The sequence below is a fragment of the Ureibacillus chungkukjangi genome (assembly GCF_044795995.1).
Lineage (GTDB): Bacteria > Bacillota > Bacilli > Bacillales_A > Planococcaceae > Ureibacillus > Ureibacillus chungkukjangi.
The window spans coordinates 1,272,981-1,285,688 of sequence record NZ_CP085009.1; the positions used below are offsets into that span (position 1 = coordinate 1,272,981).

17 protein-coding genes are annotated in these 12,708 nt (G+C 37.0%); all 17 read left to right on the forward strand.

Annotation, left to right across the window (positions count from 1 at the left end; genetic code table 11):
* Nucleotides 1-4 precede the first annotated feature (4 nt).
* The 17 genes from fliI to flhB all read left to right on the forward strand — a co-directional run bounded on the left by fliI (nucleotide 5) and on the right by flhB (nucleotide 12,688).
* Nucleotides 5-1,330 (forward strand): flagellar protein export ATPase FliI, encoded by a 1,326-nt coding sequence (gene fliI / locus LG296_RS06255; RefSeq protein ID WP_404427671.1) that lies wholly within the window; start codon nucleotides 5-7, stop codon nucleotides 1,328-1,330.
* On the forward strand, nucleotides 1,330-1,779 hold the full coding sequence (gene fliJ / locus LG296_RS06260; protein WP_107934006.1) for a flagellar export protein FliJ: 450 nt from the start codon (nucleotides 1,330-1,332) through the stop codon (nucleotides 1,777-1,779). The genes fliI and fliJ overlap by 1 nt, the downstream gene beginning before the upstream one ends.
* A gap of 4 nt (nucleotides 1,780-1,783) precedes the next feature.
* The gene (locus LG296_RS06265; RefSeq protein WP_404427672.1) at nucleotides 1,784-2,377 is read left to right on the forward strand and encodes a MotE family protein; all 594 of its coding nucleotides are present in this window, start codon (nucleotides 1,784-1,786) and stop codon (nucleotides 2,375-2,377) included.
* 19 nt (nucleotides 2,378-2,396) lie between these two features.
* The gene (locus LG296_RS06270; RefSeq protein WP_107934010.1) at nucleotides 2,397-3,671 is read left to right on the forward strand and encodes a flagellar hook-length control protein FliK; all 1,275 of its coding nucleotides are present in this window, start codon (nucleotides 2,397-2,399) and stop codon (nucleotides 3,669-3,671) included.
* A gap of 3 nt (nucleotides 3,672-3,674) precedes the next feature.
* Nucleotides 3,675-4,337, forward strand: a complete 663-nt coding sequence (flgD, locus tag LG296_RS06275) for a flagellar hook assembly protein FlgD (RefSeq protein ID WP_107934012.1) — start codon at nucleotides 3,675-3,677, stop codon at nucleotides 4,335-4,337.
* A gap of 13 nt (nucleotides 4,338-4,350) precedes the next feature.
* On the forward strand, nucleotides 4,351-4,725 hold the full coding sequence (locus LG296_RS06280; protein ID WP_107934061.1) for a TIGR02530 family flagellar biosynthesis protein: 375 nt from the start codon (nucleotides 4,351-4,353) through the stop codon (nucleotides 4,723-4,725).
* A gap of 129 nt (nucleotides 4,726-4,854) precedes the next feature.
* Entirely contained in the window at nucleotides 4,855-5,718 is an 864-nt protein-coding gene (gene flgG, locus LG296_RS06285) for a flagellar basal body rod protein FlgG (RefSeq protein WP_107934014.1), read from the forward strand.
* 163 nt (nucleotides 5,719-5,881) lie between these two features.
* Nucleotides 5,882-6,106: a flagellar FlbD family protein gene (locus LG296_RS06290; RefSeq protein WP_107934016.1), complete on the forward strand. Its 225-nt coding sequence runs from the start codon at nucleotides 5,882-5,884 to the stop codon at nucleotides 6,104-6,106.
* The gene (fliL, locus tag LG296_RS06295; RefSeq protein ID WP_107934018.1) at nucleotides 6,093-6,527 is read left to right on the forward strand and encodes a flagellar basal body-associated protein FliL; all 435 of its coding nucleotides are present in this window, start codon (nucleotides 6,093-6,095) and stop codon (nucleotides 6,525-6,527) included. The genes LG296_RS06290 and fliL overlap by 14 nt, the downstream gene beginning before the upstream one ends.
* A 36-nt stretch (nucleotides 6,528-6,563) precedes the next feature.
* Nucleotides 6,564-7,559 (forward strand): flagellar motor switch protein FliM, encoded by a 996-nt coding sequence (gene fliM, locus LG296_RS06300; RefSeq protein WP_107934020.1) that lies wholly within the window; start codon nucleotides 6,564-6,566, stop codon nucleotides 7,557-7,559.
* A complete protein-coding gene (fliY, locus tag LG296_RS06305; RefSeq protein WP_404427673.1) occupies nucleotides 7,552-8,796 on the forward strand; it encodes a flagellar motor switch phosphatase FliY in 1,245 nt (414 codons plus the stop codon). The genes fliM and fliY overlap by 8 nt, the downstream gene beginning before the upstream one ends.
* Before the next feature lie 21 nt (nucleotides 8,797-8,817).
* Nucleotides 8,818-9,180 (forward strand): response regulator, encoded by a 363-nt coding sequence (locus LG296_RS06310; protein WP_107934024.1) that lies wholly within the window; start codon nucleotides 8,818-8,820, stop codon nucleotides 9,178-9,180.
* Between the two features lie 4 nt (nucleotides 9,181-9,184).
* Nucleotides 9,185-9,865 (forward strand): flagellar biosynthetic protein FliO, encoded by a 681-nt coding sequence (locus LG296_RS06315; RefSeq protein WP_107934026.1) that lies wholly within the window; start codon nucleotides 9,185-9,187, stop codon nucleotides 9,863-9,865.
* Nucleotides 9,865-10,530, forward strand: a complete 666-nt coding sequence (fliP, locus tag LG296_RS06320) for a flagellar type III secretion system pore protein FliP (RefSeq protein WP_107934028.1) — start codon at nucleotides 9,865-9,867, stop codon at nucleotides 10,528-10,530. Before LG296_RS06315 ends, fliP begins: the two co-directional genes overlap by 1 nt.
* A gap of 12 nt (nucleotides 10,531-10,542) precedes the next feature.
* Complete coding sequence (gene fliQ / locus LG296_RS06325; RefSeq protein ID WP_107934030.1) at nucleotides 10,543-10,812, forward strand: flagellar biosynthesis protein FliQ; 270 nt, start codon at nucleotides 10,543-10,545, stop codon at nucleotides 10,810-10,812.
* A 4-nt stretch (nucleotides 10,813-10,816) separates the two neighbouring features.
* On the forward strand, nucleotides 10,817-11,596 hold the full coding sequence (fliR, locus tag LG296_RS06330) for a flagellar biosynthetic protein FliR (RefSeq protein ID WP_107934032.1): 780 nt from the start codon (nucleotides 10,817-10,819) through the stop codon (nucleotides 11,594-11,596).
* A 3-nt stretch (nucleotides 11,597-11,599) separates the two neighbouring features.
* Nucleotides 11,600-12,688 carry a flagellar biosynthesis protein FlhB gene (gene flhB, locus LG296_RS06335; protein WP_107934034.1) on the forward strand — a complete coding sequence of 363 codons (1,089 nt, stop codon included), beginning with the start codon at nucleotides 11,600-11,602 and terminating at the stop codon, nucleotides 12,686-12,688.
* Nucleotides 12,689-12,708 lie beyond the last annotated feature (20 nt).

The window sequence follows — 12,708 nt, forward strand, 5'->3', positions numbered from 1 at the left end:
TAGGATGAAAGCGGCTCAATTAATAGATACAATTCCAGCTATTGAAACGTTCAAGAAATTCGGTAAAGTTAATCGAGTTGTCGGTCTGATGATTGAGTCTCAAGGTCCTGAAAGTTCAATCGGTGATGTGTGTAAAATTCATGTACACTCACCGAAAAATGGTCACCAAATAATTTTAGCAGAAGTGGTAGGATTTAATAATGAATTTGTTGTTCTAATGCCGTATACTTCAATTCGTGAGATATCAATTGGATGTCTTGTAGAAGGGACAGGAAAACCACTTGAAGTAAAAGTTGGTCCTGAGCTTATCGGAAAAGTACTAGATTCGATGGGTAATCCTTTTGATGGTTCAGCTCTTCCCAAAGGATTAGCAACTGTTCAAACTGAGCAGGAGCCTCCTAATCCTTTAAAGAGACCACCCATTGAAGATCAGCTTGAGGTTGGGGTAAAAGCAATTGATGGAATGCTCACTGTTGGTAATGGTCAGCGAGTTGGGATTTTTGCTGGCTCGGGTGTTGGTAAAAGTACATTGCTTGGAATGATAGCTCGAAATACCAAGGCTGATTTAAACGTTATTGCTTTAATCGGAGAGCGTGGACGTGAAGTACTAGAATTCATCAAAAGAGATTTAGGTGAAGAAGGCTTGAAGCGCTCGATTGTAGTAGCAGCTACAGGTGATCAGCCAGCACTAATGCGTATTAAAGGAGCTTTTACAGCAACTGCAATTGCCGAGTACTTTAGAAATCGAGGAATGAATGTCATGTTAATGATGGATTCAGTTACTCGTGTTGCGATGGCCCAACGTGAAATCGGTCTTGCAACAGGTGAACCACCAGCTCAAAAAGGGTATACGCCATCTGTGTTTTCGATTCTACCGAAGCTACTAGAACGAACAGGTACAAATCAACATGGCTCCATAACTGCATTCTATACAGTATTAGTAGATGGTGATGATATGAATGAGCCTATCGCTGATACTGTTCGAGGAATACTTGATGGACATATAGTTTTAGACCGTACATTAGCAAACAAAGGACAATATCCAGCTATCAATGTTCTCAAAAGTGTAAGCCGCTTGATGAATCATATATCTCTACCAGAACACGTCAAGGCAGCTGAAAGACTTCGAGAACTATATTATACGTATGCAAAATCTGAGGATTTAATAAATATCGGTGCTTATAAACGAGGTACCTCAAGAGAAATAGATGAAGCAATTCAATATGAACCACTGATTACTAACTTTTTAAAACAAGGCTATAAAGATAAAGTATCGCTAGAAAGTACTGTAGAAGAAATTATCGCATTATCAAATGGTGGAGGTAGGTAATGGTTCAATATACATATCGTTTTGAGAAGATATTGACGATCCGTGAGCAAGAGAAGCAACAAACAGAGGCAAGCTATAAAGAGGCGGTACGTGCCTTTGAGGAAGTAGCTACTAAACTATACGATCTTTTAAAGAAAAAGGAAGATTTAATTACCTATCAAAATGATCGTTTAGCTGTTGGCTCGTCTATTGATCAAATTCACCATTTTGCTACTTTTATAGATACTTTAGAGCGCTCAATTGCAGAGGTTCAGCAAAAAGTGGTTCAGGCTCGTGCGAAGATGACTTGGCATGAACAAAAGTTATTAGAGAAAAATCTAGAAATACGTAAGTTTGAAAAAATGAAAGAAAAAGATTTTGCAACCTTCAAGAATGAGCAGGATAGAGAAGAAATGCTTTATCTAGATGAGCTCTCAACACTTATGTACTCAAAAAAAGAATTTAGGTGATTTCATGGCAAAGAGTAAAACTAAAAAAGTAAATACAGCAACGCATGAAGATAACTCACCAGGTATTTTTCAAAAGCTCATCTTTTGGTTCATTATCCCGTTATTATTTGTTGTTGCGATTCTATTAGTAGTAGCTACCTTTACTAACTTTAATGTTTTTGAGAAAGCAGCAGAGCTTACGAATCTAAAGGATACTACAGAGGAAACAACAGCAGGCAATGATACGGAGCAATATAATGAGAAAATCGTAGGCTTAGAAGCAGAAGTTAAAGAAAAAGAAGCTGAAATTGAAAAGCTGCAAGGAGATTTAGAGAAGGCGAAGGCTGAAAATCAAGAAGGTCTTATAGTACAAGAGCAGCTACAATACGAGATTGATAAGCTTCAGCGTGATCAAACAGAAGCGAAGAAAGAATATGAGGATATCTTAAAATCCTTTGAACAAATGTCTGCAAAATCAGCTGCACCAATCTTAGTTGAAATGAGCGATGATGAGGCAGTGAAAATTTTAGCCAATATGACGCCAGATGTTTTATCGGAAATATTAGCTAAAATGAGTCCAGCAGATGCGGCTCGTTACACTGAACTATTATCGAAATAGACCTTAAGGAGGTGAAAATGTGAATATCGGAATCATGCAATTATCAAATATTAGCATCAGCTCTAAACCAACTGCTAAAAGCCAAGGATCAGCTACTTCAACTCAAACAGCTGAGAAGACAAATAGCTTTGGCGATGTTTTTAACAAAGTGATTAATGCTTCCTCTAAAACTGAACAGACAACTGTAAAGGAAAGTAAGATTGAATCTGTAGATGTGGAAAAGCTAGATGACCTATTAAACTCTCAATCTATTGAAGAAGTACTAGATTTACTGGGCATTCCACAGGATGAAGGGCTACTAATGCTTCAGGACGGTCAAGCAGTTGCAACAGAGGAGCTCATGAATTTAGATAGCCTATTAGCAGTGTTAGGAATTGAACAGGCGCAATTAGTAGAAACTATCAAGCAGCTTACAGGTAGCGAAATGGAAGGCTCACAGGATTTATGGCAGCTTATTAACGAAGTGTTAGGGCAAGATACAGAAATCGTACAACAGCTAATAACTGCTTTACAGGGTGAACAAAAGGTGACCCCAAAGCAAGCAGAGGAGCTATTACAGTTTTTAAAACTAGCTCAAGTAAGTGGGAAGAATACAGACTTGTTTAGTGGACAAGCTGCTACTTTGGATCAGTTAAATAACATGCTAAAAAATGTTGCAGCACAAGCTAGTACACAGATTACACAAACTACTGAAAATAAAGTATCTTTACAGGGCTTTGAGCTGGTAGTTCAAAAAATAGTTAAAACAACTACTGAAACTGTAGAAAAAACAGAAACAGCCGATACTAATAAAGCAACAGTGGTTCCAACAACTAGTGTGACAAACGCAACAAAAACCATAACGATTACGCTTCCAACAGAAAAGGGCGCGCAATCGGAAGCACTTGCTAAAGAAATGCAAAACTTGCTTAATAGAAGTCAAATTTCTAGCACACCTGGTATGACGAAGCTTCTACTCAAGTTATATCCAGAAAATCTAGGGTCAATTCGAATTGAGATTATGCAGCAGGATGGCGTTCTATCTGCTCGATTGCTGACAACAACAGCAATGGGGAAAGAACTACTAGATAGTCAATTGAACCAGCTGAAAAATGCATTTGCAAATGCGAATATCCAAATGGATCGCATTGATATAGCACAAAGTCTTCAGGAAACCGACCGTAACAAGGAACAAAATCAATTTGGTCAGCAGTTTAAGCAACAGTCAAAGCAACAAGAGCATGAGCAGGATGACCACGAAGAGGAATCAGAAAAACTATCCTTTAGTGATTATCTAATAAACGAGGAGGTGTAGAGAATGGCAACTGCAGGTATTACTAATGATTATTACTTAGCTTCAACTAAAGGGCCAAAGATTAGTACAACGGGTGATAATTCTACTTTAGGTAAAGATGCATTCTTGAACATCCTAATTACTCAATTACAAAATCAGGATCCAACAAAGCCGATGGACGATAAAGAATTTATATCTCAAATGGCTCAATTCTCTTCTTTGGAGCAAATGCAAAATATGACGACATCCATGCAGAACTTACTAGTTTCGCAGAATGAAACTCAACTAATGGGGTATACATCATTTATCGGAAAAGAAGTGAAATGGAACGAAGTAACATCTGAATTTGACGATAAAGGAAACTATATAGTTAACGAAGGTACTGGGGTAATTAATGAACTGAAATTTAAAGATGGTGAGCCTGTTTTCATTCTAGCTGATGGAAAAGAGATTACAGCAGGAAATATCTCATCACTTTTAAATAATAGCTCAAAAACAAACGAAACTACTGAAAATCCATTAGTAGCAGCTAGTCAGTTAATCGGGCAAATGGCGCAATACCAATTAAACGGTGAACAGCTAACTGCAAAAATAGAGTCAGTTTCAACAAATGGTAGTTTAATAGAATATATTTTAACGAACGGTACACGTTTGCAAAAGGATCAATTTAATTTATTAAGTGAATAGGTTGGTGACAATGATGAATCGATTTTCTATTCAGCACTTGCCATTACAACCAACTGTACAGACTCAAAAGAAATCGACAGCAATCACTCAAGGAAATCCAACTTTTGTCGATCATTTACATGAGGTAAGCAGCAAAAAGCTTAAAATCAGTAAACATGCAAATGATAGAATACTAGAAAGAAAAATTTCAATTTCAGACCAAGAGTGGCAGCAAGTGTCGGACAAGGTATATGAGGCACGTTCAAAGGGCGTAAATCAACCACTAGTCTTGATGGATCAAGCGGCATTAATCGTAAGTGCTAAAAATGAAACGGTTATAACAGCGATGGAACGCTCAGAAACAAAGAATCAGTTATTTACAAATATCGATGGAACAATCGTCTTATAAAGGCAGGACCAGTATGAAGTAACAAAAAGCTTCAGATAGGATGCCTTCCGTGTTGCCGAATGACAGACGTAGCACACCAAAACAAAAAACAAACAAAAATAACGGATAAATCGAGAGGAGAACATAACAATGTTACGTTCAATGTATTCAGGTATTTCTGGTTTAAAAAACTTCCAAACTAAGCTTGATGTAATCGGGAATAATATTTCAAATGTAAATACTTACGGATTCAAAAAGGGTCGTGTAGTATTCAAGGATTTAATCTCACAAACAACTGCTGGTGCTTCTGGTGTAACTGATACACGCGGGGGAGTTAACGCTAAACAAGTTGGGTTAGGCTCACAAATTGCTGCAATTGATACAATTCATGGTACTGGGGCACTTCAAACAACATCTCGCACATTAGATTTAGCTATCTCTGGCGATGGATTCTTTATGGTTGGTGATAACACTGGCGCAGCAGCCACTTCTACTGTCAATGAAGTAGATAACGTGAGATATACAAGAGCAGGAAACTTCTATATGGATGCTGAAGGCTATATTGTTGACGGTGAAGGTAAATATTTAGCTGGTGAAAAGTCAAGAACTGGTACTGCTCCAAATATTCAAGTTGTTACAGAGAGAATACAGGTCCCAACTGATGCTCAATCTATGAGTATTGGACAAGATGGTACTGTAAGCTATGTAGATTCAACTGGAGATTTACAAACAGCAGGTAAGCTTGTATTAGCGAAGTTTCCTAATACAGGAGGCTTAGAAAAAACTGGTTCTAACTATTACCAACCATCATCTAACTCTGGTGACCCATTATTTGGTACAGCGACTGAATCAGGTATCGGCTCAGTTCAATCTGGATTCCTAGAAATGTCAAACGTTGACCTTTCTGAAGAATTTACAGACATGATCGTTACACAACGTGGTTTCCAAGCAAACTCTCGTATCATTACAACTTCAGACGAAATCCTGCAAGAGCTTGTTAACTTAAAACGATAATCTAGATAAAAATAATTCATTTGACGGATAAGTTAGCGTAAAACTTTCTTATCCGTATAATTGCAACTAAGGCTCAACGCAAAAAGGTAAGGCGATTACCCAAGTTTTCTAATAAGGGAGGGTCGGGTCGGCTTCACAGGACACGAGTCCCGGCCCAATTATAATGATCCAATTAACAAGATTAAATGGAAAAACTTTTTCATTAAATGCATTATACATAGAATCAGTTGAGTCATTTCCGGACACAACAATTACATTAACAAATAGTAGAAAATATATTGTCGTTGAAAGTGAAGAAGTGGTAGTAAGTAAAATAGCAAAATTTTATCAAAGTATTCAAGTATTATCCAACCCGCATATCCGAGGTGATGACGATGAAAAACAATAAATTATTAACTGTAATGCTGATTATTTTAGTAACTATTACATTAATAGGGGTTGTAGTTTTTGTTTTATTAACACAATTTAATAAACAAACAACAACAGCTTCAGAAGAGCCGACAATTGATGAGATTGTAGAATCTTCTGTTGATGTAACAGAAATCACAACAAATTTAGCTGATAATCGAATTATTATGCTTTCACTAAAAATTCAAACTGATAGTAAAGAAGCTGCTGCTGAATTAACAAAGCGTGATTTCCAAGCAAAGAATCTTATCATTACACAGCTGTCTGAAATGACAGAGGCCGATTTAAAAGGTAAGGATGGTAAAGCAACTTTTGAATCTACTTTAAAATCACAACTAAATGAACTGATGCAAGAGGGAGAAGTTAAGGAAGTTTACATTACCTCCTACATCATACAGTAACCCAAATGTGAAACATCTTGAAATGGAGGTGGGCAAATGGCAGGAGATGTATTATCCCAATCCGAAATTGATGCGCTACTTTCTGCAATATCAACCGGTGAAATGTCAGCGGATGAAATGAAAAAAGAAGATGAAACGAAAAAAGTTAAGATTTATGACTTTAAACGAGCTCTTCGTTTTTCAAAAGATCAAATCCGAAGTTTGACCCGTATACACGAAAACTTTGCAAGGCTATTAACAACATTCTTCTCAGCACAATTGAGAACCTATGTACAAATTACAGTAGCCTCTGTCGACCAAATACCTTTTGAAGAATTTGTTCGGTCAATTCCTAACATGACATTAATAAATGTGTTTGAAGTACCGCCGCTAGATGGTAATATCTTAATGGAGATCAATCCAAATATCGCGTACTCCATGCTAGATCGTTTAATGGGCGGAAGTGGTTCAAGCTATAGTAATGTAGCTAATTTAACTGAAATTGAACAAAAAATAATGACTAGTTTATTTGAGCGTTCCTTTGATAACCTACGAGAAGCTTGGGATACAATTGCTGAAATTGACCCAATCTTAGTAGAACTAGAAGTGAATCCGCAATTTTTACAAATGATTTCACCAAATGAAACGGTAATCGTTATTTCGTTAAATACAATTATTGGCGATACAACTGGAATGATTAATATTTGTATTCCACATGTTGTGCTAGAGCCGATTATTCAAAATTTATCAGTTCAATATTGGATGCAATCTAATACAAAAGAAGCTTCACCAGAACAGGCACAAATGTTAGAAAGACGAGTAAAGCAAGCAGAATTACCTTTGATTGCCGAACTTGGTACAACTAATATTACAATTGAAGATTTTCTTTATATGAGCTTTGGTGATGTCATTCAATTAGACCAAAATATTGAAGAACCACTTGTTTTAAAAGTAGGTAGTATACCGAAATTTACTGCACAGCCAGGAAAACGAAATAAAAAAATGGCAATCCAAATTATCGCACCATTAGAAGGAGGAGACGAAGATGAGTGATGGTATGCTCTCCCAAGAAGAAATTGAAGCGTTATTAAGGGGTGAATCGTTAGACGATAAGATTAACGATTTAGCATCTGAATCTTCTACAGAAAACGAACCACTACGTGTTGAAGACTATTTAGATCCTATGGAGCAAGATGCTCTGGGTGAAGTAGGAAATATCTCGTTTGGTAGCTCAGCAACAGCTCTTTCTACACTTTTAGGACAGAAAGTAGATATTACAACACCAGTCGTTTCAATTCTTAATAGAAATTTTTTAGAAGAAGAATTTCCACACCCTTATGTAGCCGTACAAGTGGAATATACGACAGGCTTATCTGGAGCAAACCTTTTAGTTATTAAACAAGAGGATGCTGCAATTATTGCAGACTTAATGCTTGGTGGAGATGGTTTAAACCCAAGTATTGATTTAAGTGAAATCCAGCTTAGTGCAGTTCAAGAAGCGATGAACCAAATGATGGGCTCAGCTGCTACTTCAATGTCAACTGTATTTAACAAAAAAGTAGATATTTCACCACCATCAATTGATTTAATGAATATCTCACAAAATGAGGGAACTGATCAAATTCCTGAAGATGACCTATTAGTGAAGGTATCATTCCGACTTAAAATTGGGTCATTAATCGACTCAAACTTAATGCAATTATTCCCACTTCAATTTGGGAAAAAACTTGTTAAGTCACTACTTGGTGAAGACGATTCTGCAGGAGAAGCCCAAGTACAGCAGCCAACGCAGCCTGTTGCACCTGCACCAATAGCACAACAACCGGTACAACAGCAAATGCAACAGCCGCCAGTACAGCAACAGCCTACTTATCAGCAGCCACCTGTTTACCAACAACAAGCTGCTACAACTTACCAAGAACCACCAACAAGCTATGCGATGCCTACATATCAACAACCGCAGCAGCCTGTGAATGTTCAACAAGCACAATTTGCATCCTTTGGAAACGCACCAATTTCACAGGATGAGGCACGCAACTTAAATATGCTGCTTGATATCCCATTACAAGTGACGGTTGAACTTGGACGTACAAAGCATTCGGTTAAAGAAATATTACAATTAGCATCAGGTTCAATTATTGAGCTGGACAAGCTAGCTGGTGAACCAGTGGATATTTTGGTGAATAGCCGTTTGATAGCAAAAGGAGAAGTAGTCGTAATCGATGAAAACTTCGGTGTACGTATTACGGACATTATGAGTCAGGCAGAACGATTAAACAATTTGAAATAGGATTATTTGGAGGGAATTTACATGTCTAAAAGGATTTTAATAGTAGACGATGCAGCATTCATGCGCATGATGATTAAGGATATTCTAACTAAAAACGGTTATGAGGTAGTTGGAGAAGCAGCAGATGGACTTCAAGCTGTAGAAAAATTTAACGAGCTTAATCCGGATTTAGTAACAATGGATATTACGATGCCTGAAATGGATGGAATCGCGGCTCTTAAAGCCATTAAATCATCACACCCAAATGCTACAGTAATTATGTGTTCTGCAATGGGACAACAAGCAATGGTAATCGACGCTATCCAGGCTGGAGCAAAAGACTTTATCGTAAAACCATTCCAAGCTGATCGTGTAATCGAAGCAATTCAAAAAGCATTAGGTTGATAAAATGAAAAGAAAAGGTTTTGCAATAGCGCGTGTTCTTTTTGCGATCATGATAGCATTAGCTTTTCTAGCACCAATGAATTTTGCATCTGCAGCAAAAGGTAGCCAATCGGTTACTGAATGCTGGCAAAATCCTGAAGCAGAAGGTTGTGAAGACTCAAACCCTGCTGCCGAAGATGAGAATTCTACTTCGGCAAACGTGGGTCTGGGTCTTTGGGATTACATGAAAATGTTATTCTCCCTTGTCTTTGTACTTGCACTTTTAATCTTTGTTCTTAAATTTCTCAACAAAAAAAGTGCAAGCTATCAACAAAACAGTGTCGTGCAAAATATCGGCGGCATTTCTGTTGGGGCACAAAAATCAGTTCAATTGCTTCATATTGGCGATAAATTATATATTGTCGGTGTTGGAGACGATGTACAACTCATTAAAGAAATTGATAATCCAGAAGAAATTGAGCGATTATTAGAAATTTATAATGAGAAGCAATCATTTGTAGATAGCACGACACCATATATTTTAGACCTAGTTAAAAAGCTAAGAGGCAAAAATACAGAAGAACAAACAGAAGAAAAAAAGTCAAATCAAAACTTTGGTGAAATGTTCAATAAACGACTTACAGAGCTTACAAAGACACGTAAAAGCGAATTGGATAAATGGAAGGAAAAGGAGAGGGATAAGTAATGGAAGATTTTATGTCCTTCTTTTCTGAAAACGATCCGACCAATGTTTCGACTTCTGTTAAGTTACTTCTATTATTAACTGTACTATCATTAGCACCAAGTATTTTAATCTTGATGACATCCTTTGCACGAATTATGATTGTGCTTTCCTTTACAAGAACCGCGTTGGCAACCAATACCTCTCCACCAAATCAAGTGCTAATTGGATTAGCATTGTTTTTGACGTTCTTCATAATGGCCCCAACCTTCCAACAGGTAAACGAACAAGCACTTCAGCCGTTATTTAATGAAGAAATAGGTCTGGAAGAGGCGTACGAAAAAGCTGCCCTCCCTTTTAAAGAGTTTATGGCACAGCATACACGGCAAAAGGATTTAATGCTTTTCTTAGATTACAACCAAGCCGAAAGACCAGCTTCAGTGGAAGATATTCCACTAACCATGCTCGTACCGGCATTTGCCTTAAGTGAAATAAAAACAGCCTTTCAAATAGGATTTATGATTTTCATACCATTCTTAGTGATTGATATGATTGTAGCCAGCGTCCTGATGTCTATGGGGATGATGATGCTACCGCCAGTTATGATTTCACTGCCTTTTAAAATCTTATTATTCATACTAGTAGACGGATGGTATTTAGTAATTAAATCTTTACTTCAAAGTTTTTAGGGGATGATATAAATGACGCAGGAAATGGTCATTGCAATTGCAGAGAGAGCGATATGGATTGTCCTCCTAGTTTCAGGACCGTTGCTTCTAATTGCACTTGTCGTTGGTTTGATTGTAAGTATTTTTCAAGCAACAACCTCCATACAAGAGCAAACACTGGCATTCGTACCAAAAATAGTTGCAGTTTTAGTAGCGATTGTCTTTTTTGGGCCATGGATGATAGAGCAATTGACTACTTATGTGACTGACATTTTAAATAATTTGACACGGTATATAGGGTGAGCTAATGACAGAAATCATTCCTGAAATCTCCGTCTTATTATTAATTATCGTCAGAGTTTCTGCTTTTTTTGTATCAGTCCCTTTTTTTTCTTACAGTAGAATCCCTCCTCAGGTGAGGATCGGATTAGCCGTTATTTTTTCTTGGATGATTTATTACACATTTAGTGATGTACAAGCGATTCCAATGGACGGAGATTACATATTACTTGTTTTAAAAGAAGCAATCATTGGGGTACTGATTGGTCTTGTTGCCTATATAATGATGACGGCTGTTCAAATTGCAGGGGGCTTTATCGATTTTGAAATGGGTTTTGCCATGGCTAATGTAATTGACCCACAAACCGGAACACAAACTCCTTTAATGGGGCAATTTTTTAATTTCCTTATCCTGTTTGTTTTAATTTCCATAAACGGTCATCATTTGATTTTAGATGGGATTTACTATAGCTATCAATTTTTACCCATGAATCAAATTTTCCCTGATTTTACGAATGACAATATCATCGAGTTTGTTATTAGAACGGTCGGCTCTGTATTCACGGTAGCATTTCAAATGGCAGCCCCGGTTGTTGCCACATTATTCTTAGTAACGATGGCTTTGGGGATTACGGCAAAAACAGTACCTCAGCTCAACATATTTGTTATTGGGTTTCCCATAAAGATTGCAGTAGGTTTCCTGGTTTTAATTATTTCAATGGGTGTAATGATTGAAGTAATGGAAAAAGTAATAGAAATGATGATACTTTCAATGCGAGATTTCATGCGTTTGTTAGGTGGTGTATAAAGCTTGAAGCTATTAATGACGTTAGATCTGCAATTTTTTGCAGGGGATAAGACGGAAAAAGCAACACCGAAAAAGAGACAGGATGCCAGAAAAAAAGGACAGGTTTTAAAAAGTCAGGATGTAACAGCTGCCATCAGCTTGTTATTGCTTTTTATGTTTTTATATTTTACTGGTCCTATGATGATTGAAGGGTTTTTTAGCTTTTTACATCAGTTCTTTGAGAGAAATATCTTAATTGAGACAATAACAGCTGATACAGTCATGCAAGTATATACGGATTCATTAAAAGAAATGGCACTTATTATTTTACCGTTCATGGCTGTTGCAGTAGTTGCTGGTGTAGCTGCAAACTTCATGCAATTCGGCTTTCTTTTTACAATGGAGCCCATGAAATTAGATTTAAAAAAGATGGATCCTATTAAAGGTATTAAGAAAATAATCTCTGTACGAGCAATTGTAAACTTAATCAAATCTCTATTGAAAATATCATTTATAGGGACTGTGACTGTTGTTATTATTTGGATGAACCTAGAGGAAGTATTATCGTTATCATTCCAAAGCCCTTGGGATACATTAACTACAGTGGCTAAACTAACAGGCATTATGGGGATAGCCGCTTCTTTAACACTTGTCGTTATATCATTAATAGATTACATATATGAAAAATATGAGTACGAAAAACAATTGAAAATGTCAAAGCAAGACATTAAAGATGAATACAAAAATGCTGAAGGTGACCCGAAGATCAAATCGAAAATTAAGCAGCGTCAAAGGGAAATGGCTATGCGAAGAATGATGCAGGAAATTCCAAATGCAGATGTAGTCATTACTAACCCAACCCACTATGCAATCGCCTTAAAATATGACGATCAAAATATGGAGGCTCCTAAGGTTATTGCAAAAGGAACAGACTATATTGCTCAGAAGATTAAATTGATTGCAAAGGAAAATGACGTTGTAATGGTAGAAAATCGTCCACTAGCTCGGGCGATGTACGACCAAGTAGAAATCGATCAGCAGGTACCAGAAGAATTTTTTAAAGCGATAGCAGAAATACTAGCGTATGTATATCGTATAAAGCGTAAAATTTAGACCATAGTAGGAGGGAAAAA

What these genes read in the sequence shown, in the direction of transcription:
- fliI (WP_404427671.1), top strand. Translation starts at nt 5, where the DNA reads ATGAAAGCGGCTCAATTAATAGATACAATTCCAGCTATTGAAACGTTC.
- fliJ (WP_107934006.1), top strand. Translation starts at nt 1,330, where the DNA reads ATGGTTCAATATACATATCGTTTTGAGAAGATATTGACGATCCGTGAG.
- LG296_RS06265 (WP_404427672.1), top strand. Translation starts at nt 1,784, where the DNA reads ATGGCAAAGAGTAAAACTAAAAAAGTAAATACAGCAACGCATGAAGAT.
- flgD (WP_107934012.1), top strand. Translation starts at nt 3,675, where the DNA reads ATGGCAACTGCAGGTATTACTAATGATTATTACTTAGCTTCAACTAAA.
- LG296_RS06280 (WP_107934061.1), top strand. Translation starts at nt 4,351, where the DNA reads ATGAATCGATTTTCTATTCAGCACTTGCCATTACAACCAACTGTACAG.
- flgG (WP_107934014.1), top strand. Translation starts at nt 4,855, where the DNA reads ATGTTACGTTCAATGTATTCAGGTATTTCTGGTTTAAAAAACTTCCAA.
- LG296_RS06290 (WP_107934016.1), top strand. Translation starts at nt 5,882, where the DNA reads ATGATCCAATTAACAAGATTAAATGGAAAAACTTTTTCATTAAATGCA.
- fliL (WP_107934018.1), top strand. Translation starts at nt 6,093, where the DNA reads ATGAAAAACAATAAATTATTAACTGTAATGCTGATTATTTTAGTAACT.
- fliM (WP_107934020.1), top strand. Translation starts at nt 6,564, where the DNA reads ATGGCAGGAGATGTATTATCCCAATCCGAAATTGATGCGCTACTTTCT.
- fliY (WP_404427673.1), top strand. Translation starts at nt 7,552, where the DNA reads ATGAGTGATGGTATGCTCTCCCAAGAAGAAATTGAAGCGTTATTAAGG.
- LG296_RS06310 (WP_107934024.1), top strand. Translation starts at nt 8,818, where the DNA reads ATGTCTAAAAGGATTTTAATAGTAGACGATGCAGCATTCATGCGCATG.
- LG296_RS06315 (WP_107934026.1), top strand. Translation starts at nt 9,185, where the DNA reads ATGAAAAGAAAAGGTTTTGCAATAGCGCGTGTTCTTTTTGCGATCATG.
- fliP (WP_107934028.1), top strand. Translation starts at nt 9,865, where the DNA reads ATGGAAGATTTTATGTCCTTCTTTTCTGAAAACGATCCGACCAATGTT.
- fliQ (WP_107934030.1), top strand. Translation starts at nt 10,543, where the DNA reads ATGACGCAGGAAATGGTCATTGCAATTGCAGAGAGAGCGATATGGATT.
- fliR (WP_107934032.1), top strand. Translation starts at nt 10,817, where the DNA reads ATGACAGAAATCATTCCTGAAATCTCCGTCTTATTATTAATTATCGTC.